Source organism: Arthrobacter sp. NtRootA1 (assembly GCF_019976975.1).
GTDB classification, from domain to species: Bacteria; Actinomycetota; Actinomycetes; order Actinomycetales; family Micrococcaceae; genus Arthrobacter; species Arthrobacter aromaticivorans.
The window spans coordinates 3,055,765-3,076,570 of sequence record NZ_AP024630.1; the positions used below are offsets into that span (position 1 = coordinate 3,055,765).

Genomic DNA, 20,806 nt, shown 5'->3' on the forward strand with positions numbered 1-20,806 from the left:
TCTGCCGTGTGTCCCTATGCTAAGAATTTCGGGCGGAGGCTACCGCCGGGGGATGTTACCGGCCCGGAAAAACCCTGGCCAATTCGGAGCCCACCCGATCCACGACTGCCGCGGCGACGTCAGCCTTGGATCCGGAAGCGGACTCGGGGTCGGCGCCATGGCCGGAAAGGATCACTACGGAGTTGTCATCCTGGCCGAAGACGCGCCCAACCCCGACGTGGTTAACCACCAGGAGGTCACAGCCCTTGCGTTTGAGCTTCGCCGTGGCGTGTTCCAGAACGTCACCTTGGGCATCGCCGGTCTCGGCGGCAAAGCCCACGATCAGCTGCTGGCCACCCTCGGCGTTGCGCCGTTCGACGAGCTCATGCAGGATGTCCGGGTTCCGAACCAGGCGTACCAAGGGTGCGTCCTCGCCGTCGACCTTCTTGATCTTGGTATCCGAAACCTCCGCGGGACGGAAATCCGCCACAGCGGCAGCCATGATGACGACGTCGGAATCCACCGCAGCTTTCAGCGCTGCCTCACGCAGTTCCAGGGCGGACTCAACGCGGACAAGCTCGACGCCGGCGGGCGGCTCGACGTCCATATGCGCGGCAAGGAAACGAACGGTTGCACCGGCAGCCAACGCAGCCGCTGCCAGGGCCGCACCCTGTTTGCCTGACGAGCGGTTACCCAGGAAACGCACCGGGTCCAACGCTTCCCTGGTCCCACCAGCCGAAATCGTCACCGTTCGGCCAGCGAGGGAAGCATGTGTTGCCGGCACAGCCTGGGGCGAATCCGCCTCGGTAGCGGCCTCGGCCAATGCCATGGCTGCCGTAAAAATTGCCTCCGGTTCGGGCAAGCGGCCCGGACCGGAATCGGCACCGGTCAGGCGGCCGCTGGCTGGCTCAAGGACTGTGACGCCTCGGCTCCGCAAGGTTTCCACGTTGGCCTGGGTTGCTGCATGCTGCCACATTTCAGTGTGCATCGCCGGAGCGAACAGCACCGGCCCGTGCGCCATAAGGAGCGTATTCGTGAGGAGGTCGCCGGCCTGGCCGGTTGCCGCCTTTGCGAGGAGATCTGCCGTAGCCGGCGCTACGACGATCAAGTCAGCCTCGTGGCCCAGACGCACATGGTTGACCTTCTCAACGTCGTCAAAGACGCTGTTGCTGACCGGATTCCCGGAGAGCGCCTCCCACGTGGCAACACCGACGAAACGGGTGGCTGCTTCGGTTGGGATCACCGTCACCTGGTGTCCGGCTTCAGTAAAAAGCCGGAGGAGCGATGCAACCTTGTAGGCTGCGATCCCTCCCCCGACTCCGAGGACTATGCGCACGTGACCTCCGTCAACAGGCAGTCTGTTTTATTCTGCGGGCTCGATCGGCGTGGAAACCAGGAGGCCTTCGTTGATCTCGCGGAGGGCGATCGACAATGACTTCTCGTTCAGCTTGGTGTCTACCAAGGGACCGACGTACTCGAAGAGGCCCTCGTGCAGCTGGGCGTAGTAGGCGTTGATCTGGCGGGCACGCTTGGCGCCGAAGATCACCAGGCCGTACTTGGAATCGGCAGCCTCAAGCAGCGAATCGATCGGCGGGTTGATGATGCCTTCAAGGTTCGTGGACACGAATTCTCCAAATTCTAGCGGGCCGACAAGTGCAAGCGCTTAGCGCTCGTGCGGGGTTAGCCCCATGAGTGAAACAAGCTCGTCCGCTGCCCGGCGAACGTCGTCATTAATGACGGTGTGGTCAAACTCCGGTTCAGCAGCAAGTTCCAGTTTAGCGGTTTCCAGCCTGCGCTGCTGTTCCTCGGCAGATTCAGTGCCGCGACCAACAAGCCGCCGCACCATTTCTTCCCAACTGGGCGGTGCCAGGAAGACGAACTTGGCATCCGGCACAGCAGCCTTTACCTGCCGTGCACCTTGGAGGTCAATCTCGAGCAGTACCGATTTCCCCTCCGCAATCGCAGCATTCACGGTGCTCCGGAGCGTGCCGTAGCGGTTGTGGCCGTGGACCACGGCCCACTCCAGGAGTTCGCCATCGGCTACCAGCGAGTCAAACTCGTCGGCGGACTTGAAGAAGTAGTGAACCCCGTCCTTCTCCCCTGGACGCGCCGCACGGGTGGTGGCGGAGACGGAAAGCCAAACTTCTGGATAGTTGTCCCTGATGTAGGTGGATACGGTTCCCTTGCCAACAGCAGTTGGGCCTGCGAGGACAGTCAGTCCAGGTTTCTTGCTCACGGATTCCTTCGGGGAGATGCGTCAAACGCTTTGCTGGGTATCCATAAAATCTACCAGCGCCCGGGCCTGGTGAATGCCCAAGCCCCTGATGCGCCGGGATCCGGCGATACCTATCTCCGCCATGATCCCGGCCGCACGTACAGGTCCTATGCCCGGGAGTGCCTCCAGGAGCTCCACTACCCGCATCCGCGCAATGGCTTCATCCGTAGTGCCTGAAGAGATCAGCTCAGCAATGCTCACTTCACCGCGTTTGAGCCGTTCTTTGGCTGCGGCCCGCACAGCGCGCGCCTTTGCAGCCTTATCCAAAGCATCGGAACGCTCCTGCGGTGTCAGCTCTTTCAGACCCACGGCCAAACCCCTGTCAGATCGGATTTGTGATTCACGTCACGCGAAACTGATCCTGAACCTACCGGCAGGCGGCGGGTTGCGCAATGAGGCGCCAGCGAATCATTCCGCCCGCAGGCTGTCCAGCGTTTCCTGGGTAGCCGCCCGCAACGCAGCACTCGTTGGACCGGCGGCAAGGATGCCCCGGCTCGACGTAGCCAGCACTGTTGGATAGGCTGCGCCGAAGGTCGAGCGGAGATCCGCCGGCGTAGCACCCTGCGCCCCCAAGCCGGGCGCCAGGATAGCTCCGCGGACCGGGCCGAGGTCGATGTCCAGATCCTTGAGTGCAGAACCTATGGTGGCGCCCACAACAAGTCCCACTGAACCCAGGACACCCGAGTACCGCTGGTTCTCGGATGCGGCCGCATTAACGATCCCCCGAGCGACGGAATTGCTTCCGCCAACGTGCTGGACAGACTTTCCCTCCGGATTGGATGTCAATGCGAGCACAAAGACTCCCCTGCCATTTTGCGCAGCAAGGTCCAACGCCGGACGCAAGGACTCGAAGCCGAGGTAGGGACTCAAGGTCACCGAGTCCGCGGCCAAGGCCGAACCGTCACGCAGCCACGCATCTGCATAGGCAGCCATGGTGGAACCGATATCACCGCGCTTGGCATCGGCGATGCTCAGCACATCCGCATCAGCGGCTGCGGCCAACGTCCGCTCCAGGACAGCCATGCCCGCAGAGCCGTGACGCTCATAAAGCGCCACCTGCGGCTTCACTGCGGCAGCGAGGGAAGCCACGGCTTCCACAACGCTGAGCGAAAAGCGCTCCAGCCCGGCGACGTCGTCGTTCAGTCCCCAGTCAGCCAGCAGCTGGGGATGGGGATCGATTCCAACACACAGCGGACCACGGGTGGCCATTGCGCTAGCCAGCCGGGAGCCAAATGACTCCCGGACCGGCTGCTGTCCATCCTGGGCCTCGTGCGCACCAACGATGTCAGGCATTGACGGCGGCCTGGGATTCGCTGAGGTTGGCTGCGTGCTCCTGAAGGCTGGTGACTGACCATTCGTAGGTGCGCAGTGCCTCAATTGCCTGCACGGCTGCGTTGAATTCAGCCACGGTGGTGATGCAGGGAATGCCGATTGATGTGGCCGCTGCCCGGAGCTCGTAGCCGTCACTGCGGGCTTCCCCGCCGGACGGGGTGTTGAAGACCATGTCGATCTCGCCGGCAATGACGAGGTCGGCAATGGTGCCTTCGCCTTCAGCGCTGCTGCCCTCGGCCACCTTACGGACCGGAGTCGCCTGGATGCCGTTACGGCGCAGGACGTCAGCCGTGCCACCCGTGGAGACGATCTCGAAGCCGAGGTCCGAGAGGCGCTTGACGCCCATGATCACCGAGCGCTTGTCGCGGTTGGCCACGGAAACGAAGATCTTGCCTTCGGTGGGCAGCGCGTTGTTTGCGGCGGCCTGGCTCTTGGCGAATGCGGTATCGAAGTGCTTGTCGATGCCCATCACTTCGCCTGTGGACCGCATTTCCGGGCCGAGCAGGGAGTCGACAACCTTGCCCTCCGGCGTACGGAAGCGGCTGAACGGCAGGACGGCTTCCTTGACGGCGACCGGCGCGTCCAGGGGCAACGTGGAACCGTCACCGGTTTCCGGCAGCATCTTGTAGGCACTGCGCAGTTGGTTGATGGTGACGCCGGTACCAATGAGAGCGGCAGCCTTGGCCATCTGCACCCCGGTTGCCTTGGAAACGAAGGGCACTGTCCGCGAAGCGCGCGGGTTGGCTTCAAGGACGTAGAGGACGTCCGAGGCCAGCGCGAACTGGATGTTGATGAGGCCACGGACGCCCACGCCCTCGGCGATGGCCCGCGTAGCCGTCCGAACGCGCTCGATCACGTTGCTGCCGAGTGTGATCGGAGGAAGGACACAGGCGGAGTCTCCGGAGTGGATACCCGCCTCTTCGATGTGCTCCATGATGCCGCCGAGGTACATGTCGGTGCCGTCGAACAGGGCGTCGACATCGATTTCGACCGCGTCTTCGAGGAAGCGGTCGATCAGCACGGGGTGATCCGGCGTGATTTCCGTGGCGTTGGCGATGTAGCGGGAAAGGTTGGCTTCGTCGTAGACGATTTCCATGCCGCGGCCGCCCAGGACATAGGACGGACGGACAAGCACGGGATAACCGATCTCGTCAGCGATCTTCTTGGCATCCTCGAAGGAAACTGCGGTGCCGTTCTTCGGGGAGGTCAGGCCGGCCTCGTCCAGGACCCGGGCGAAGGCGCCACGGTGCTCTGCGAGATCAATGGCCTCAGGCGACGTGCCCAGGATCGGCACGCCGGCGTCGGCAAGCTGCTGTGCGAGCTTCAGGGGCGTCTGGCCGCCGAGCTGGACGAAGACGCCCATGACGCCACCCGTGCGCTCTTCAGCCGCGATGACCTCGAGGACGTCCTCGAGGGTCAAGGGCTCGAAGTAGAGGCGCGTTGAGACGTCGTAGTCGGTGGAGACTGTCTCGGGGTTGCAGTTGACCATGACGGTCTCGTAGCCGGCCTTGCGCAGCGCCATGGAGGCGTGGACGCACGAGTAGTCGAACTCGATGCCCTGGCCAATGCGGTTGGGGCCGGAACCGAGAATGATGACAGAGGGCTTGGCGTGCAGGCCTACCTCATCTTCCTCGTCATACGCCGAGTAGTGGTACGGCGTGTAGGCAGCGAACTCTGCAGCACAGGTATCCACAGTCTTGTAGACCGGACGGATTCCCAAGGCCTGACGGACCCCGCGGACCACTGCCTCATTGTTGTGCGTCAGGGCACCGATCTGTTCGTCGGAGAAGCCGTGGCGCTTGGCGTTGCGCAGCATTTCCTCGGTGAGGACGCCGGCCTTGCGGATCTCCTGCGCGGTCTCGTTAAGGAGCTGCAGCTGGTCCAGGAACCAAGGATCAATCTTGGTGGCTTCGAAGAGGTCTTCCACCGTGGCGCCACCCAGGAGCGCGCGCTGCACCTGGTGCAGGCGGTCCGTCGTAGGACGCTTGGCCTTCTCGATGAGCTCGGCAACCTCGTACTCCGGCACGGAGCTGAAGTCCAGCTGCGAGCCCTTCTGCTCCAACGAGCGAAGAGCCTTCTGCAGGGCCTCGGTGAAGTTGCGTCCCATGGCCATGGCTTCGCCAACAGACTTCATGGTGGTGGTCAGCGTGTTGTCGGCCGCCGGGAACTTCTCGAAGGCGAAACGTGGAACCTTGACCACTACGTAGTCCAACGTGGGCTCGAACGACGCGGGCGTCTTCTGGGTGATGTCGTTCGGGATCTCGTCCAGGGTGTAACCAAGGGAGAGCTTGGTGGCGATCTTGGCGATGGCGAAGCCGGTTGCCTTGGAAGCCAGCGCGGAGGAACGCGATACGCGCGGGTTCATCTCGATTACCACTACGCGGCCCGTGGCGGGGTCAATGGCGAACTGGATGTTGCAGCCACCGGTGTCCACGCCGACTTCACGGATAACGGCGATGGAGACGTCCCGAAGCTTTTGGTACTCGCGGTCCGTGAGGGTCAGCGCCGGAGCAACCGTGATGGAGTCACCGGTGTGGACGCCTACGGGATCGAAGTTCTCGATGGAGCAAACAACAACGACGTTGTCGTTCTTGTCGCGCATCATCTCAAGCTCGTATTCCTTCCAGCCGAGAATGCTCTCTTCGAGCAGGACCTCGGAGGTGGGGCTGTACTGGAGGCCCTGGCCGACGATGCGGCGGAGGTCATCCTCGTTGTAAGCCAAGCCCGAGCCCAAGCCACCCATGGTGAAGGACGGCCGGACCACCATGGGGTAGCCGAGGTCCTCAGCAGCAGCGAAGGCCTCTTCCATGGTGTGGATGATGTGGCTGCGGGCCGACTCGGCGCCACAGCGCTCAACGACGCCCTTGAACTTCTCGCGGTCTTCCCCAAGCTCAATGGCAGCAATGTTCGCGCCAATGAGTTCCACGTTGTACTTCTCCAGCACACCGTTCTTGTCCAATGCGATGGCAGTGTTCAGGGCCGTCTGGCCACCCAGGGTGGGCAGGATGGCGTCCGGACGCTCCTTGGCGATGATCTTCTCAACGACCTCGGGCGTGATGGGCTCAACGTAGGTTGCATCGGCGAACTCGGGGTCCGTCATGATCGTGGCGGGGTTGGAGTTCACGAGGATGACCCGGAGGCCTTCCTCCTTGAGGACGCGGAGAGCCTGGGTGCCGGAGTAGTCGAACTCGGCTGCCTGGCCGATAACGATGGGGCCGGAACCGATGACAAGGACGCTCTTGAGATCTGTACGCTTGGGCATTACTTCTTGTCCTCAGTCTTGGAGTCGGTGGAGTTGGCGGCGCCGGAGGTGGCCGATTTGGTTTCGGCCATGAGGTCGATAAAGCGGTCGAAGAGGTATGCAGCATCGTGCGGGCCAGCCGCGGCCTCGGGGTGGTACTGGACCGAGAACGCCGGGATGTCCAGGCACGCAAGGCCTTCAACGACGTCGTCATTCAAGGAGACATGGCTGACTTCGACGCGGCCATAACGCTCCTCGGGGGCGATAGTGGCACCGTTCAGCGGGGCGTCGACGGCGAAGCCGTGGTTCTGCGAGGTAATTTCGACCTTGCCCGTGCGGCGGTCCATCACCGGCTGGTTGATGCCGCGGTGGCCGTACCGCAGCTTGTAGGTGCCGAAGCCGAGGGCGCGGCCCAGGATCTGGTTTCCGAAGCAAATGCCGAAGTACGGCAGTTTCTCGTCCAGCACCGAACGCAGGAGTGAAACCTGGTGGTCTGCGGTAGCGGGGTCACCCGGACCGTTGGACATGAAGAAGCCGTCCGGGTTGACCGCGTTGACCTCCTCCAGGGTGGACGTCGCCGGAAGGACATGCACCCGCACGCCGCGTTCGGCGAAGCGGACCGGGGTCATGGCCTTGATGCCGAGGTCGACGGCGGCAATGGAGAACCTGGGCTCGCCTTCCCAGCCGTGGTCCTTGGGTTCCACGACGTAAGCCTCGTCGATGGAAACCTCTTCAGCCAGCGCTGCGCCTTCCATGGGAGCGCTTGCCAGCACTGCGTCCAGGAGCTCCTTGTCCGATGCCTGTGCGGCCTCACCCGAGAAGATGCCTGCGCGCATGGTCTTGTGCTCGCGGAGGTGGCGGGTGATGGCACGGGTATCGACGCCCTGGATGCCCACGATGCCTTGATCGACGAGTTCGTCATCGAGGCTGCGTTCCGAGCGCCAGTTGGAGGGGCGGCGGGCGGCATCGCGCACAATGTAGCCGGCCACCCAGATGCGGCGGGACTCAGCGTCCTCGCTGTTGACGCCCGTGTTGCCGATGTGGGGTGCGGTCTGCACCACGAGCTGGCGGGCGTAGGAAGGATCGGTGATGGTCTCCTGGTAGCCGGTCATTCCGGTGGCGAAGACGGCCTCACCGAGGGCCGTTCCCTGGGCGCCGTAGCTACGGCCGCGGAACATGCGGCCGTCTTCAAGCACCAGTACTGCTGCTGAGGGGGTGGGTGTGGTGGCTGCTTTACTGTCCGTCACTTTATTACTTTCCACTATCGGCATCTGCCTGAGGGGCTGCGGAGATCAATTCTTGGATGGCTTCGAGGAGGAGCTCTTTGTCGGCTGCATGCCTGGTCCGGAACCCGGTATCCAGTTCCTTGCCGCCCAGCTTCCAACTGATGACCAGGAGTCCGTCTTTTTCCACGAACTTCCCGGCCATGCCGGCTGCTTGGCGGCTGTCAGCCACCGCGGAGCGCGGAATGAATACCGGGGCGGCGCCTGAGCGGTCGAACAAGATGCCTTCAGCGTGGACGCTCAGTTCCGCGTTGGTGCGGATTCCAAGGCCCTGCACTGCGATGCGGTCCAGCCAGTCCCCTGCCGTGGTAGTGGCAACGTACTGGCCCTCCGCTACGACCGTGGCCGGTGTCAGCCGCTGTGGCACCTCCGGGAGGCGTTCGACGTCGGCTTGTCGCCTGAGCCGGTTCCGCCACCCGAGCCAGATCATCATCAGGACGACGATGATCAACGGCACCGTGATGAGCACGGTGAGTGTCTGGTTGTTCATCAGCTACCGCTGACTGCCCCGGCGGCATCCGGGGTTGGGTAGTTTCCGGCGTACCTGTACGGAGTGTTGAGCTTGCCGTTGAGAACGGTGGGGTGGCCCTTGAAGAAGGTTGCGACCACGGATCCGGGCAGCTCTTTGCCCTTGAACGGTGAATTGCGGCCCATGGTGGCCATCTTATGGGGGTCAACTGTCCAGCGGGCAGCCGGGTCAACCAGGATGACGTTGGCGGGCTCGCCTTCCTCCAACGGCCGGCCCTGGTCCGCTACGCGGCCGATAACTGCCGGGGTGAAGGAGGTGACCCGGGCGAAGTCTGCCCACGTCATGAGTCCGGTTTCGATCATGGTCTCCTGAACCACGGACAGTGCCGTTTCCAGGCCGGTCATGCCCATGGCCGCCTGCGCCCACTCGCATTCCTTGTGCTCGCTGGGGTGCGGGGCGTGGTCCGTGCCGACAACATCGATCGTGCCGTCGGCGAGGCCTTCGCGGAGCGCTTGGACGTCGGCATCCGTACGCAGCGGCGGGTTGACCTTGTACACGGGATCGTAGCTGCGGACCAGTTCGTCAGTGAGGAGCAGGTGGTGGGGCGTGACCTCGGCCGTGACGTTGATCCCCCGGGCTTTGGCCCAGCGGACGATTTCAACCGATCCAGCGGTGGAGACGTGGCAAACGTGGAGGCGGGAACCCACATGCTGCGTGAGCAGGACGTCGCGGGCGATGATGCTTTCCTCTGCCACGGCTGGCCAACCAGCAAGTCCCAGCACCGCCGAGACGGTGCCTTCGTTCATCTGTGCCCCGGCGGTAAGGCGGGGTTCCTGCGCGTGCTGGGCAACCACGCCGTCGAACGCTTTGACGTACTCCAGCGCGCGGCGCATCAGCACGGGGTCGTGCACGCAGATGCCGTCGTCGGAGAACATCCGCACCTGGGCGCGGGAATCCGCCATCGCACCCAGTTCGGCAAGTTGTTCACCGGCCAGGCCCACCGTGACGGCGCCAACGGGGCGCACGTCCACCCAGCCCGATGCGCGGCCGAGGCTGTGGACCTGTTCGACGACGCCTGCCGTGTCTGCAACGGGGTTGCTGTTGGCCATGGCGTGGACGGCCGTGAAGCCACCAAGGGCCGCGGCACGAGTGCCGGTTTCGACCGTTTCAGCATCTTCGCGGCCGGGCTCGCGCAAGTGCGTGTGCACGTCAACCATGCCGGGGAGGGCAACCAGGCCCGTGCCGTCGATCACCGTGGCGTCGTCGTCGTGGAGGTCCTTGCCCCGTGCGGCGATGATGCCGTCGCGGATCAGCAGGTCTTCGGCTTCGCCGCCGAGAATGGCGGCCCCGCGGATTAGGTACGTGTTCTCGGCCATCAGTTGCTCTCCTTGGTGGGCTGGCTTACAGCGTGGGTGGTCGCTGCCGTTGCGGCAGTTGCTTCGCGGGAATCCCCGGAGAGCAGCAGGTAAAGGGCCGCCATGCGCACTGAAACACCGTTCCGTACCTGTGCAAGCACTGTTGAGCGGGGCGAATCGGCGGCGGCTGAGGAAATTTCCAGGCCACGGTTCATGGGGCCGGGGTGCATGATGATGGTGTCTTTCATGCCAAGGTCATCCAGCGCCCGAAGCCGGGCGTCGTCGAAGCCCCATCGCCGTGAGTACTCTCGGGTAGACGGGAAGAACGAGGCATGCATGCGCTCACCCTGGACGCGCAGCATCATCATGGCGTCGACGCCCGCTTCCAGCGTTTCGTCCAGGTTGTAGCTGACCTTGCAGGGCCAGTGCTCGACGCCGATCGGCAGCAGTGTGGGTGGCGCCACCAACGTGACCTCGGCACCCAGCGTGCGCAACAACCAAACGTTGGACCGGGCCACGCGGGAATGCAGGACATCTCCGACGATCGCCACACGCATGCCTCGAAGGTCCGCTCCGCTGGATTTCGTCCCGTTCAGCTGGGACCAGTGGCGACGCATAGTGAACGCATCCAACAGCGCCTGCGTGGGGTGTTCGTGGGTACCATCGCCTGCGTTGATCACTGCGGCGTCGATCCAGTCCGTGGCGGCAAGCCGGTGCGGAGCACCGGAAGCCCAATGACGGATGACCACCGCATCCGCGCCCATGGCGGCCAGCGTCTGCGCTGTGTCTTTGAGGGACTCGCCCTTGGAAACCGAGGAGCCTTTGGCGGCGAAGTTGATGACATCGGCTGAAAGCCGCTTTGCTGCAGCTTCGAAGGAGATCCGGGTACGGGTGGAGTCCTCAAAGAAGAGGTTCACTACTGTGCGGCCGCGGAGGGCAGGGAGCTTCTTGACCTCGCGGTCGCCCACCGCCGACATTTCTTCGGCGGTGTCCAGTACGCGGATGGCGTCGAAGGCGCTGAGGTTCTCAGTGGAGAGGAGGTGCTTCACTTTCCGGCCTCGATTACTACTTCGTTGACCGGGACGCCGTCCACGGCGTCGATTTCCTCAAGGTGGACGCGGACCTTTTCCGCGGAGGAAGTGGGCAGGTTCTTGCCTACGTGGTCCGCCCGGATGGGAAGCTCGCGGTGGCCCCTGTCCACCAGGACGGCGAGGCGGACAATCCTGGGACGGCCAAGGTCCACCAAGGCATCAAGCGCTGCCCTGATGGTGCGGCCCGAATACAGGACGTCATCAATGAGGACAACAACCTTGTTGTCGATACCGGACAGTGGCAGGCGTGTGTGGTGGGGCGGCCTGGTGGGCTGGTGCGAAAGGTCGTCACGGAACATGGTGACGTCGAGTTGCCCGACGATCGTTTCCGCGTTGACGCTGGGGTCAGCCGCAGCGATCTTGTTGGCGAGCCGCACGGCCAAGGGATAACCGCGGCTGGGAATGCCCAGAAGAACCAGATCCTGCGAACCTTTGTTGGCTTCGAGGATCTCATGGGCGATACGAGTCAGCGCGCGATCGATGTCCGCTTGGTTGAGAACAACCCGCGACGGAACCTGCGCTGAAGTGACTTCAGTCATTCGCTCGTCTCCCCTTTCCCCGCCTCACGGGACGGAATTAAAAAAGGAATATTTGCCTTCCAAAACTACCACAGCGGAAACTGCCAGCCTCACCGGGCCACAGACGAGGCGTGAGTTAAAGCTCACATTCGGCCTGTGCAAAGCTCACATTCGGCCCGTGCAATAGGCTCTAAGCCATGAGCAGCGACCATCCTGGGCCCCCAGGCGGACACCAACCCTACCCGCGGCCGTACCTGGAACCGGCAGCCAATCCCACGTGGATCGGACGCGTACAGCCCGGAAACTACCAACCAGCGCCGGGGAACCCCGGGGGCCTTCCCCAGCAGACCTGGGCGGCACCACCGGTATCCCGGGGACGCCGGTCGCCGGGAACTCTCCCATTGCTCTTGGCAGGCGCCATATTGGTCTTCGGCAGTCTTCTTCTGGTGGTTCCCTTCCTTCTGGGCAATACAGGAATCACAGGCTTCGTGATCGGGTTCATCGCCTCCCTGATCCCGTTGTCGGTGGTGCTGCTGACCGTACGGCTCATTGACCGTTGGGAGCCCGAACCGAACAGGCTGCTGTGGTTCGCTTTCACGTGGGGAGCTGCAGTCTCGATCGCCGGAACATTGTTGATCCAGCCCCTCTTCGCCTTGGCAGCTCCTACCACCAGCGAAGAAGCATTCACCTATTTCATGGCTACGGTCCAGGCTCCCATCGTGGAGGAATTCACCAAATCGCTTGGCCTGTTGCTTCTCATCCTTGGCGCCCGGAAATATTTCGATGGTCCCGTGGATGGTGTGGTCTTTGCCTTTACCATTGCCGCCGGCTTCGCCTTCACCGAGAACATCCTCTACTTCGGCCGTGAGATCGCCTCCTCATCGGAGCCCGGCACGGACCTTGTCCGCATCTTTATCCTTCGCGGTGTCATGTCACCCTTCGCCCACGCCATTTTCACGGGGACAACCGGCCTGATTATGGGATTCGCCGCCCGGAGATGGCATTCCGGTTATGCAGTGGTGGCCTTCGCCATCGGTCTCCTGCCGGCCATGTTCCTGCACAACCGGTGGAACAGCATGGGCCAGGACTTCCTGCTGGACTACTTCGTGGTGCAGGTGCCGATCTTCCTGATCGCGGCCCTCGGCATCATTTTCCTGCGCCTTGCCGAAGGCAAACTCACGCGCCAGCGGCTGCTCGAATATGCCAGGGCCGGATGGTTCACGCCAGCCGAAGTTGAAATGCTCGCAACATCCCAAGGAAGGCGACAGGCGGTTCGCTGGGCAGCCTCGCGTGGACGTGCGGCGCAGATGCGGGCATTCATCAAGGGTGCCACGGCCTTGGCGTTCACCCGCCAACGCATCCTCAGCGGCCGCGATGTGCCGGTTCATCAGCAGGACGAACTTGACCATCTTCGCGCGATTCCAGAGCTCCGGGCGGCAGTGCTGCACTAGCAGAAAGAGAAGGACCCGCATCCTGCGTGGATGCGGGTCCTTTCAAGCCTGATTGAGACTTAGCCATTCGACTCGGCCCTTTCGGGCCTGAAGCAGTCCGGCAGTGCTCCTACGCGAGCAGTGACGGCTTGAGCTTCTGGAGCCGGCCGAGCAAGCCGTTGATGAAGGCCGGTGATTCGTCCGTGGACATCGTCTTGGCGAGGGCCACAGCTTCGCTGACTGCCACTCCGTCCGGGACTTCGTCGTTGTAGAGGAGCTCCCAGGCACCAATGCGGAGGATGATGCGGTCTACCGAAGGCATCCGCTCCAGCGTCCAGCCTTGGGCATAGGTCTGCAGGAACTCATCGATGGTTGGCTGCATGGAGACGACGCCCTCAACGATTTCCATCGTGTAAGGGTTAATGACGAGATCCGTCTTCTCCCGACGCGCCTTGAGCGCGTCGAAAGCCGAAACGGAACGCTGCTCCGCCTCGAAAAGTACTTCAAGTGCCCTGCTACGGGCTTTACCGCGTGCGCTCACTAGTCGTTGACCCGGCCCAGGTAGCTGCCATCGCGGGTATCAACCTTGACTTTGGTGCCCTGCTCCACGAACAGCGGAACCTGGATTTCGTAGCCGGTTTCCACGGTTGCCGGCTTGGTGCCTGCCGAGGAGCGGTCGCCCTGCAGGCCGGGCTCGGTGTAGGTGATTTCGAGAACGACGCTCGGCGGCAGCTCGATGTACAGCGGAGTGCCTTCGTGGATGGCGATGTTCACCATCTGGTTCTCAAGCATGAAGTTTGTGGCGTCGCCCACCGTAGCACCGGAAACGGTGATTTGGTCGTAGTCCTGGGTGTCCATGAAGACGAAGTCTTCGCCATCCTGGTACAGGTACTGGTAGTCACGGCGGTCAACCGTAGCGGTCTCGATCTTCAGGCCGGCGTTGAAGGTCTTGTCAACCACCTTGCCGGACATGACATTGCGCATCTTGGTGCGAACGAAAGCGCCACCCTTGCCCGGCTTGACGTGCTGGAACTCAATGATGTTCCAGAGCTGGCCCTCGAGCTTCAGTACGGTTCCGTTCTTGATGTCGTTTGTGGTTGCCACTCGTATCCTCTGGTTTCTCTCACTGGTTCTAGCTACGGTTTCTAGCTTCCAGCCGGGTATGCCAGCCAGCATGCCAACAGGCGTGCCAGCGCGTATTTATCAAAAATCCAAGAACCATTCTACCGGCAAATGGGAAGTGGCTTGGTTTCGGGTGGTTCCAGCCTGGATCAGGATGCGAGTTCCAGCACGTCCCTGGCCCGTTGGAGGGCAACCGCGGAGGAGTAAATCAGCGCGGCATCGGCGGCGTTGGCAACCCTCAGGTCCAGGGCCCTGGCGAACTCTTCGGACGCTGCCAGCGCATTTCCGCTCACGAAGTAGGCCCTGCCCAAATACTGGTGAACGATCGCTTCCTTGGAGGTGCCGTTGACTTCCTGCAGCAGCTGGCGGAACAGCTGGATGGCACGGTCCAGGCGGTTGGTGGCCCGGTGGACTTCAGCTTCAAAAATCCGCAACCGGAAGGATTCCGGGTCTTTGTAGCGGGCTTCGGCGAGCAATTCCGCTGCTTCCTTGGGCTGGTTCTCCAGCAGCAGCGCCATAATGCGGTCCGCCGGATCTTCCGAAGCAGCCAACGCTGATTCCAGTGCGTCTTCATTGACGACGACGGGCAGCAGAGTGTCGGGATTCATGCGGACGCCCGGGAACCCTGCGGTTGGCCAATCGCTGACGCCTTCCCTGAGGGCGGTCATCACGACGCAATCTCCTGGTAGGCGGCAAACAACAGGGACGTATCGGGGACGTCCAGAATGCCAGGCTTGGCTACGCCATCCAGGACAACAAAGCGCAGGAGGTCGCCACGGGACTTCTTATCCCGGCGCATGCCATCCAGCAGGCCTTGCCAGCGGTCCTTGCGGTAGGTGATGGGCAATCCAAGGCTCTCGAGGATGGTACGGTGCCGGTCGGCGTCGGCGTCGGAGAGCCTTCCAACGCTTCGCGCCAGTTCAGCAGCGAACATCATGCCCACCGAAACGGCCGCACCATGGCGCCAGGAGTACCGTTCCACGAGTTCAATGGCATGGCCCAAGGTGTGTCCGTAGTTCAGGATTTCGCGCAGTCCGGATTCCTTGAGGTCCTGGGAGACTACGTTGGCTTTGACCGCAATGGCACGCTCGATGAGTTCACGGACAACGCCAGATTCCGGATCCATCACAGCGTCCGTGTTCTTTTCAACGAGGTCAAGGATCGCGGGATCGGCGATAAAGCCGCACTTGATGACCTCTGCCATCCCGGAGATCAGTTCGTTCCGCGGCAAGGTCTTGAGCGTGTCCAAATCGGCGAGTACAGCCGCCGGCGGATGGAATGACCCCACCAGGTTCTTGCCTTCGGCCGTGTTTATACCTGTCTTGCCGCCAACAGAGGCGTCCACCATACCCAGCAGGCTGGTTGGCATGTGGATGACTTTGACGCCGCGCAGCCACGTAGCCGCCACGAATCCGGCGAGGTCGGTCACGGCGCCACCACCCACGGCCACGATCGCATCCGAGCGAGTGAAATCGTTCTGTCCCAGAACTTGCCAGCAGAAGGCGGCAACCTGAATGTGCTTGCCCTCTTCGGCGTCCGGGATTTCTGCTGTCAGGGCAGTGAAGCCCGCAGCTTCGAGTTCATCGCGGACGGTGTCGCCGGTCAGTCGAAGAGCGCGCGGGTGAATGACAAGCACGCGTCGAACCCGTTCGCCAAGTTTGGCAGGAAGCGATTCGAGCAGGCCACGGCCCACTACGACGTCGTAGTTCTCCGCGCTGGATTGGCCGGTCACCTTGATGACGGTTGCTTCGTTGCTCACTTTTCAACTTCCTCTTTCAAGGCTGCATGCTGGCGCAGCCGCTCCTCCAGTTGGAGGCCGATTTCAGCCACGGATCCCGAACGGACGTCCAGGACGATGTCTGCAAGACGCTCATACACAGGACGCCTGGTGGCAAACAGGGCCTCCCAACGTGACATTGCGTCGCCCTGCAGCAAAGGCCTGCCGGTGTTTCGCGCAATCCGGTCCGCGACAGTCGAGGCGTCACATTCCAGGTAAACCACGGTGCACTCCCCCAGTAATTGCTGGGTTCCCGAGTCCAGGACGGCTCCGCCACCAAGCGAGATCACACTGGGCTGCTCCTTGGCGGCCTCGATGGCTTTCGCCACCGCCCGGGCTTCAATTTCCCGGAAGGCGTGTTCACCCCGGCCGGCAAAAATGTCCGCGATGCTGCCGTGCGCTGCGACCACCACGGCGTCGGTGTCCACGAATGGAACGCCGAGCTGCTGGGCAAGCTGCTGGCCGATCGCAGACTTGCCAACCGCCATGGGGCCGACGAGGACAACGGGACGGCCAGAACAGCCGTCCTGAATTGGGCGGCCCACTACCGTCCGACCGAGTCCAGGGTTGCCGGGATGTTCTCGAGGTAGCTCTGCAGGTTACGCGTGGTCTCGGCCACGGAGTCGCCACCGAACTTCTCGGCAATGGCTTCTGCGAGGACAAGGGCCACCATGGCCTCGGCCACAACGCCCGCTGCTGGAACTGCACAAACGTCCGAACGCTGGTGGTGGGCCTTGGCTGGTTCCCCGGTGCTGACATCAATGGTGCGCAGCGCGCGGGGAACAGTGGCAATGGGCTTCATGGCTGCACGGACGCGCAGAACTTCTCCGATGCTCATGCCACCCTCAATGCCGCCGGCACGGTTGGTCTGACGAATAATTTTGCCGTTCTCATCCTTGAGGATTTCGTCGTGCGCTGCAGAACCGCGGCGGGCAGCGGTGAGGAACCCGTCACCGACCTCAACGCCCTTAATGGCCTGGATGCCCATCAGCGCAGCGGCCAGTCGGGAATCGAGGCGGCGGTCCCAGTGGACGTAACTGCCCAATCCAGGCGGAAGTCCGTAGGCAAGGACCTCAACCACGCCTCCAAGGGTCTCGCCTTCCTTGTGGGCGGCATCCACCTCGGCGACCATTGCATCCGAAGTCTCGCGGTCGAAGCAGCGCAAGGGATCTGCGTCAAGGGCGATGACGTCCTTGGGCAGAGGCAACGCCTTGCCCTCGGGTACGGTGACGCTGGCAATGGAAACGGTATGGCTTACCAATTCCACGCCCAGCTGCTTAAGGAACTGGGCGGCAACGGTACCGAGAGCAACACGGGTGGCGGTTTCACGCGCACTTGCGCGCTCAAGGACCGGACGGGCTTCGTCAAAGCCGTACTTCTGCATCCCGGTGAAATCGGCATGCCCAGGACGCGGGCGCGTCAGGGGCGCGTTGCGGGCTTGGTCGGCAAGGACTTCAGGGTCCACAGGATCAGCAGACATAATCTGCTCCCACTTTGGCCATTCGGTGTTGCCCACCTGAATAGCGACCGGACCACCCTGGGTGATGCCGTGGCGTACGCCACCGAGGATCGTGACTTCGTCCTGTTCAAACTTCATGCGGGCACCACGCCCATAGCCCAGGCGACGACGCGCCAAGGCATCACGGATTTGCCCACTGGTGAGTTCAACACCGGCGGGCACGCCTTCAACAATTCCGATCAGAGCCGGACCATGGGATTCACCGGCAGTCAACCAACGCAACATATAACCAATCCTGCCATGTAAGGCCTCTAGAACACTCGCCGGGGAAGCCCAACTGAGTCGCACATCACATCTATGACGGAGGCGTCAACGTCACAGCCACTGAACTGCCGGATCTGCTCCGCAGCTTGGTACATCAGCATTTCAAGCCCTGGAACCACCGCTCCCCCATGGCCGTGCCAAACCTCGGCGAGGCGGCTCGGCCAAGGGTCATAAGCGACGTCCAGCAAAACCCCCGCCCCGGTTCCTGGCAGGGCAGCGAGTTCCTCCGCAAGCGCGTCGGCCGCGCGCGGTGGAAAAGTGGAGATGACCAGCCCGGACCCAGCCACAGCTGTGGCCGCCTCACTGAGGGGCCGGACCCGCAGGGAAATTCCGACGGCGGCCGCAGCGGCTTGGGCGTCGACGGCACGGGTTGTGTCCCGAACGAAAACGTCGACGTGTTCAGCTCCGAGCTCGCGGACGGCAGCGACCGCAGCCGCTGAGGTACCTCCACCGCCAAGAACAGCGGCATGCCCTGCCGAAGCGATTCCGGCGTAACGTACTGCCTCTACGATGCCCTTGACGTCGGTGTTGTAGCCGACTCGGCGGACCGATCCGCCGTCGTTCTCGAAGACGACCGTGTTGATAACGCCCAAATGGGCGCCCGCGCCACGAACCTCATCGACTTCCCTGACCATGGCCGATTTCAGGGGCATGGTTACCGAAAGCCCGCACCACGACCCATCCCCGCGAAGGGAGTCCATGAACGCCGGCAACCTATCGACCGTCAAGTCGATTGCCGAGTACTCGATGTCCACGCCGAGCTTGGCGTAGGCAGCAGTGTGCATCGCCGGGGACTTCGAATGCGAGATCGGGTGCCCGAGGACCGCGGCGCGACGACTCACACGCACCGTCCGGCGTGGGCCTGGCACCACGCGTTGTACTGCTCAACGTAAGTGCTGTGTTCGGCCAGCGTCTTGGAGAACTTGGTCTCCTTGGTGTCCAGGTTGATGGTCACCCAGTACAGGTAATCATTTTGGGTCGGTTTGGCCGCCGCATCGATCGCCGTCTTACCCGGGGAACCAATCGGACCAGCAGGCAGCCCAGGGTTCGCATAGGTGTTGTAGGTGTTGGACTTGTCAGCCTTCTCTTCATCGGTGAGGTGGAAGGACTTCTTACCCAGGCCATAGGTGACTGTGGCATCCGACTGGATGAGGCCGTTGGTCTCGGTGTTGTTGGGCTTGAGCCGGTTATAAATGGCGCCGGCGACGTTTCCGTAGTCGGCCTGGCCACCCTCCGCCTGGACGATGCTGGCGATGGTTACGGTGTCGTACTGCTTGGCCGGATCCGTAATTCCTTGGGCCTTGAGCTCATCAAGGGTGCCGGAGACCAGCTTCTGGATAATGTCCTTACCCGATGTTCCCAGCGGGAACCGGTACTCTCCGGGAGCGAGGAAGCCCTCCAGGTTCTTGGCCTTCGCAGGCACCCCGAACTGTCCGGGCGCCTGGTTGAAGCCATTGAGTTGGGCCATGGGAATACCGGAGCCCTTGGAGATTGCCTCGAGCGACTCGTTGATCCGGAGCCCGGCACTCAGGGCAAAGTAGATCACCTTGGAGGCGTCCTTATTGGCAAGGACCGCCACGGCGTCGGAGTTTTTCATCTCCGTGCGGAACGTGAATTCGCCCGGCGAGAGTTCGCCGCCGTCCGCCACGAATGCCTTGACGAAGGTATCGGCGTCAGCCACCACGTGGTTTTCGACGAGGGCGGTTGCCACTGCCTTGGGACCTGCGCCTTCCGGCACCGTGATGCTGACGGATCCTGTGCCCGGGCCCGGATAGTCCGTGACTTTGTCCATACCCAGGAGTGGCTTGAGGAATTGCGCGCCGATCGCGATGGCGGCAACGAAGACTCCCAGCGTGATCAGCAAGGCCAGGATGCGACGACGGCGGCGCGCCTTCTTTGCCGCGGCCTTGGATACCGCCGGAGTTTCGACGGGAGCTATCAAATCATGATGGTGGTCGTGATGCAGCTCGTCGTGATGAAGCTCGTCGTGAAGTTCTTCGTGATCCAGGTGGCCTTCATGGCCTTCGTACGCGTAGTGCGGGTCATGCTCTGTGAACGGATGATCGTCAACGTGGACCGGGCCGTCATGGACACCGTAGTGGTGGGTTTCATTCACATGACCGGCGAAGACGGGTACAACGGCGGGGACCGTGTGGGCGTCTTCATGCTGCTCTTCGTCCGAAAGCAACGGATCCGCCGGCGTTTCAGTATGTTCAGGCGTCTCGGTGTGTACGGGCGTTTCAGTATGTGCAGGCGTTTCGGTGACTACCGGCGTCGCAACAGTTGGTGAAGCCTCCGGAACCGGTGGAACAGCCGGAGCAGGAACATCCGCCTCCACCGGTTCAGGCACAGTAGTCGGCCGGGGAACGGCGGGAATCGGACGGGGCAGTTCAGGCTCAACGTCGGTCGAAGGCGCTGCTTCCCCCGGCGTCGCTTCGGGAACGGGTACGACGTTCTGGTTCTGGGTGGCGAGGAATCGTTCCCGCGCCCGCAGTTCCTTGCGGGTCAGCGGCATGCCGCCGCCAGCGGTTCCGCTGGAGGGGTCGTTGTTGACCGGGCTCACAGTTGCAGTCCCCTCGTAGAAGAATCTGGTTCAGGGCCGGAGGAAGCCTGCAGCATTGGGGCACTGCGGGATGTATCAGACTGCGCCGGTGCATTTACTCGGCGGCCAACGTCCGTTCCTCTGGCTTTTTGCATGTCGATCGCGTGCTGAAGTATTCCAGCAGCGGCAACCTGATCAACCACTTTACGGTGGTTCTTGCTGCTCATGCCAGCTTCGTGCAGGTTGCGGTGCGCCGTAACAGTGGAAAGACGCTCGTCTACGAGGTTCACCGGAACGTCCAAACCGGCGCGGGCAAGCTCGCCCGCCAGCAGTTCGGCGTACTCAGTTGCCATCTGCGCGGAGCTTCGTTCCTCACCCTTCATCGTCTTTGGCAGGCCCACGAAAATCTGCACGGCCCGCATTTCCGTAGCCTGTTTGACGACCACGCGAACATCGGAGTTCTTCTTGGCGTCGCGGCCCACTGTCTTAAAAGGCGTGGCCAGGATTTCGTCGGGGTCGCAAATGGCCAGCCCAACCCTGACGGTGCCGACGTCTACCCCCAGCTTGATGCCTTGGGGGTAGACGCCGCTGTTCGTACTGGAATTCACC

The 20,806-nt window shown here is 62.6% G+C and carries 21 protein-coding genes; 1 reads left to right on the forward strand and 20 read right to left on the reverse strand.

The window, feature by feature from the left end:
- Positions 1 to 55: 55 nt before the first annotated feature.
- The 11 genes from coaBC to pyrR all read right to left on the reverse strand — a co-directional run bounded on the left by coaBC (position 56) and on the right by pyrR (position 11,564).
- The gene (coaBC, locus tag LDN90_RS13710; RefSeq protein ID WP_223946183.1) at positions 56 to 1,315 is read right to left on the reverse strand and encodes a bifunctional phosphopantothenoylcysteine decarboxylase/phosphopantothenate--cysteine ligase CoaBC; all 1,260 of its coding nucleotides are present in this window, start codon (positions 1,313 to 1,315) and stop codon (positions 56 to 58) included.
- 27 nt (positions 1,316 to 1,342) lie between these two features.
- The gene (rpoZ, locus tag LDN90_RS13715; protein WP_017197559.1) at positions 1,343 to 1,603 is read right to left on the reverse strand and encodes a DNA-directed RNA polymerase subunit omega; all 261 of its coding nucleotides are present in this window, start codon (positions 1,601 to 1,603) and stop codon (positions 1,343 to 1,345) included.
- Positions 1,604 to 1,642: 39 nt separating this feature from the next.
- Positions 1,643 to 2,215, reverse strand: coding sequence for a guanylate kinase (gene gmk, locus LDN90_RS13720; protein ID WP_223946185.1), 573 nt, complete (start codon positions 2,213 to 2,215; stop codon positions 1,643 to 1,645).
- A gap of 21 nt (positions 2,216 to 2,236) precedes the next feature.
- The gene (gene mihF / locus LDN90_RS13725; protein ID WP_216925571.1) at positions 2,237 to 2,563 is read right to left on the reverse strand and encodes an integration host factor, actinobacterial type; all 327 of its coding nucleotides are present in this window, start codon (positions 2,561 to 2,563) and stop codon (positions 2,237 to 2,239) included.
- A gap of 99 nt (positions 2,564 to 2,662) precedes the next feature.
- Positions 2,663 to 3,547, reverse strand: coding sequence for an orotidine-5'-phosphate decarboxylase (pyrF, locus tag LDN90_RS13730; RefSeq protein ID WP_216925570.1), 885 nt, complete (start codon positions 3,545 to 3,547; stop codon positions 2,663 to 2,665).
- Positions 3,540 to 6,848 carry a carbamoyl-phosphate synthase large subunit gene (carB, locus tag LDN90_RS13735; protein ID WP_223946188.1) on the reverse strand — a complete coding sequence of 1,103 codons (3,309 nt, stop codon included), beginning with the start codon at positions 6,846 to 6,848 and terminating at the stop codon, positions 3,540 to 3,542. The genes pyrF and carB overlap by 8 nt, the downstream gene beginning before the upstream one ends.
- Complete coding sequence (gene carA, locus LDN90_RS13740; RefSeq protein ID WP_223946189.1) at positions 6,848 to 8,098, reverse strand: glutamine-hydrolyzing carbamoyl-phosphate synthase small subunit; 1,251 nt, start codon at positions 8,096 to 8,098, stop codon at positions 6,848 to 6,850. The genes carB and carA overlap by 1 nt, the downstream gene beginning before the upstream one ends.
- Positions 8,079 to 8,600 (reverse strand): hypothetical protein, encoded by a 522-nt coding sequence (locus tag LDN90_RS13745; protein WP_216925567.1) that lies wholly within the window; start codon positions 8,598 to 8,600, stop codon positions 8,079 to 8,081. Before LDN90_RS13745 ends, carA begins: the two co-directional genes overlap by 20 nt.
- Positions 8,600 to 9,955, reverse strand: coding sequence for a dihydroorotase (locus LDN90_RS13750; RefSeq protein ID WP_216925566.1), 1,356 nt, complete (start codon positions 9,953 to 9,955; stop codon positions 8,600 to 8,602). The genes LDN90_RS13745 and LDN90_RS13750 overlap by 1 nt, the downstream gene beginning before the upstream one ends.
- Complete coding sequence (locus LDN90_RS13755) at positions 9,955 to 10,983, reverse strand: aspartate carbamoyltransferase catalytic subunit (protein WP_223946190.1); 1,029 nt, start codon at positions 10,981 to 10,983, stop codon at positions 9,955 to 9,957. Before LDN90_RS13755 ends, LDN90_RS13750 begins: the two co-directional genes overlap by 1 nt.
- Positions 10,980 to 11,564 carry a bifunctional pyr operon transcriptional regulator/uracil phosphoribosyltransferase PyrR gene (gene pyrR, locus LDN90_RS13760; protein ID WP_216925564.1) on the reverse strand — a complete coding sequence of 195 codons (585 nt, stop codon included), beginning with the start codon at positions 11,562 to 11,564 and terminating at the stop codon, positions 10,980 to 10,982. The genes LDN90_RS13755 and pyrR overlap by 4 nt, the downstream gene beginning before the upstream one ends.
- A gap of 176 nt (positions 11,565 to 11,740) precedes the next feature.
- Between pyrR and LDN90_RS13765 the strand changes: the two genes are divergently transcribed.
- Positions 11,741 to 12,994, forward strand: a complete 1,254-nt coding sequence (locus LDN90_RS13765; RefSeq protein ID WP_223946192.1) for a PrsW family intramembrane metalloprotease — start codon at positions 11,741 to 11,743, stop codon at positions 12,992 to 12,994.
- A gap of 109 nt (positions 12,995 to 13,103) precedes the next feature.
- Here the strand turns inward: LDN90_RS13765 and nusB are convergent, their stop codons facing one another.
- The 9 genes from nusB to ruvX all read right to left on the reverse strand — a co-directional run bounded on the left by nusB (position 13,104) and on the right by ruvX (position 20,805).
- Positions 13,104 to 13,514, reverse strand: a complete 411-nt coding sequence (nusB, locus tag LDN90_RS13770) for a transcription antitermination factor NusB (RefSeq protein WP_216925562.1) — start codon at positions 13,512 to 13,514, stop codon at positions 13,104 to 13,106.
- A complete protein-coding gene (efp, locus tag LDN90_RS13775) occupies positions 13,514 to 14,077 on the reverse strand; it encodes an elongation factor P (protein WP_011774957.1) in 564 nt (187 codons plus the stop codon). The genes nusB and efp overlap by 1 nt, the downstream gene beginning before the upstream one ends.
- A 167-nt stretch (positions 14,078 to 14,244) precedes the next feature.
- Positions 14,245 to 14,766, reverse strand: a complete 522-nt coding sequence (locus LDN90_RS13780) for a tetratricopeptide repeat protein (RefSeq protein ID WP_223946193.1) — start codon at positions 14,764 to 14,766, stop codon at positions 14,245 to 14,247.
- On the reverse strand, positions 14,763 to 15,854 hold the full coding sequence (gene aroB, locus LDN90_RS13785; protein ID WP_223946194.1) for a 3-dehydroquinate synthase: 1,092 nt from the start codon (positions 15,852 to 15,854) through the stop codon (positions 14,763 to 14,765). Before aroB ends, LDN90_RS13780 begins: the two co-directional genes overlap by 4 nt.
- Positions 15,851 to 16,360: a shikimate kinase gene (locus tag LDN90_RS13790; RefSeq protein WP_254186495.1), complete on the reverse strand. Its 510-nt coding sequence runs from the start codon at positions 16,358 to 16,360 to the stop codon at positions 15,851 to 15,853. The genes aroB and LDN90_RS13790 overlap by 4 nt, the downstream gene beginning before the upstream one ends.
- A 56-nt stretch (positions 16,361 to 16,416) precedes the next feature.
- Positions 16,417 to 17,616, reverse strand: a complete 1,200-nt coding sequence (aroC, locus tag LDN90_RS13795) for a chorismate synthase (RefSeq protein WP_216925558.1) — start codon at positions 17,614 to 17,616, stop codon at positions 16,417 to 16,419.
- 26 nt (positions 17,617 to 17,642) lie between these two features.
- Positions 17,643 to 18,497: a shikimate dehydrogenase gene (locus tag LDN90_RS13800; RefSeq protein ID WP_223946195.1), complete on the reverse strand. Its 855-nt coding sequence runs from the start codon at positions 18,495 to 18,497 to the stop codon at positions 17,643 to 17,645.
- The gene (mltG, locus tag LDN90_RS13805) at positions 18,494 to 20,218 is read right to left on the reverse strand and encodes an endolytic transglycosylase MltG (protein WP_223946196.1); all 1,725 of its coding nucleotides are present in this window, start codon (positions 20,216 to 20,218) and stop codon (positions 18,494 to 18,496) included. The genes LDN90_RS13800 and mltG overlap by 4 nt, the downstream gene beginning before the upstream one ends.
- Positions 20,215 to 20,805 (reverse strand): Holliday junction resolvase RuvX, encoded by a 591-nt coding sequence (gene ruvX / locus LDN90_RS13810; protein ID WP_223946198.1) that lies wholly within the window; start codon positions 20,803 to 20,805, stop codon positions 20,215 to 20,217. Before ruvX ends, mltG begins: the two co-directional genes overlap by 4 nt.
- Between the last annotated feature and the right edge of the window lies 1 nt (position 20,806).

What these genes read in the sequence shown, in the direction of transcription:
- LDN90_RS13765 (WP_223946192.1), top strand. Translation starts at nt 11,741, where the DNA reads ATGAGCAGCGACCATCCTGGGCCCCCAGGCGGACACCAACCCTACCCG.
- aroC (WP_216925558.1), bottom strand. Translation starts at nt 17,616, where the DNA reads ATGTTGCGTTGGTTGACTGCCGGTGAATCCCATGGTCCGGCTCTGATC.
- LDN90_RS13790 (WP_254186495.1), bottom strand. Translation starts at nt 16,360, where the DNA reads ATGGCGGTTGGCAAGTCTGCGATCGGCCAGCAGCTTGCCCAGCAGCTC.
- pyrR (WP_216925564.1), bottom strand. Translation starts at nt 11,564, where the DNA reads ATGACTGAAGTCACTTCAGCGCAGGTTCCGTCGCGGGTTGTTCTCAAC.
- LDN90_RS13750 (WP_216925566.1), bottom strand. Translation starts at nt 9,955, where the DNA reads ATGGCCGAGAACACGTACCTAATCCGCGGGGCCGCCATTCTCGGCGGC.
- carA (WP_223946189.1), bottom strand. Translation starts at nt 8,098, where the DNA reads ATGCCGATAGTGGAAAGTAATAAAGTGACGGACAGTAAAGCAGCCACC.
- LDN90_RS13745 (WP_216925567.1), bottom strand. Translation starts at nt 8,600, where the DNA reads ATGAACAACCAGACACTCACCGTGCTCATCACGGTGCCGTTGATCATC.
- carB (WP_223946188.1), bottom strand. Translation starts at nt 6,848, where the DNA reads ATGCCCAAGCGTACAGATCTCAAGAGCGTCCTTGTCATCGGTTCCGGC.
- pyrF (WP_216925570.1), bottom strand. Translation starts at nt 3,547, where the DNA reads ATGCCTGACATCGTTGGTGCGCACGAGGCCCAGGATGGACAGCAGCCG.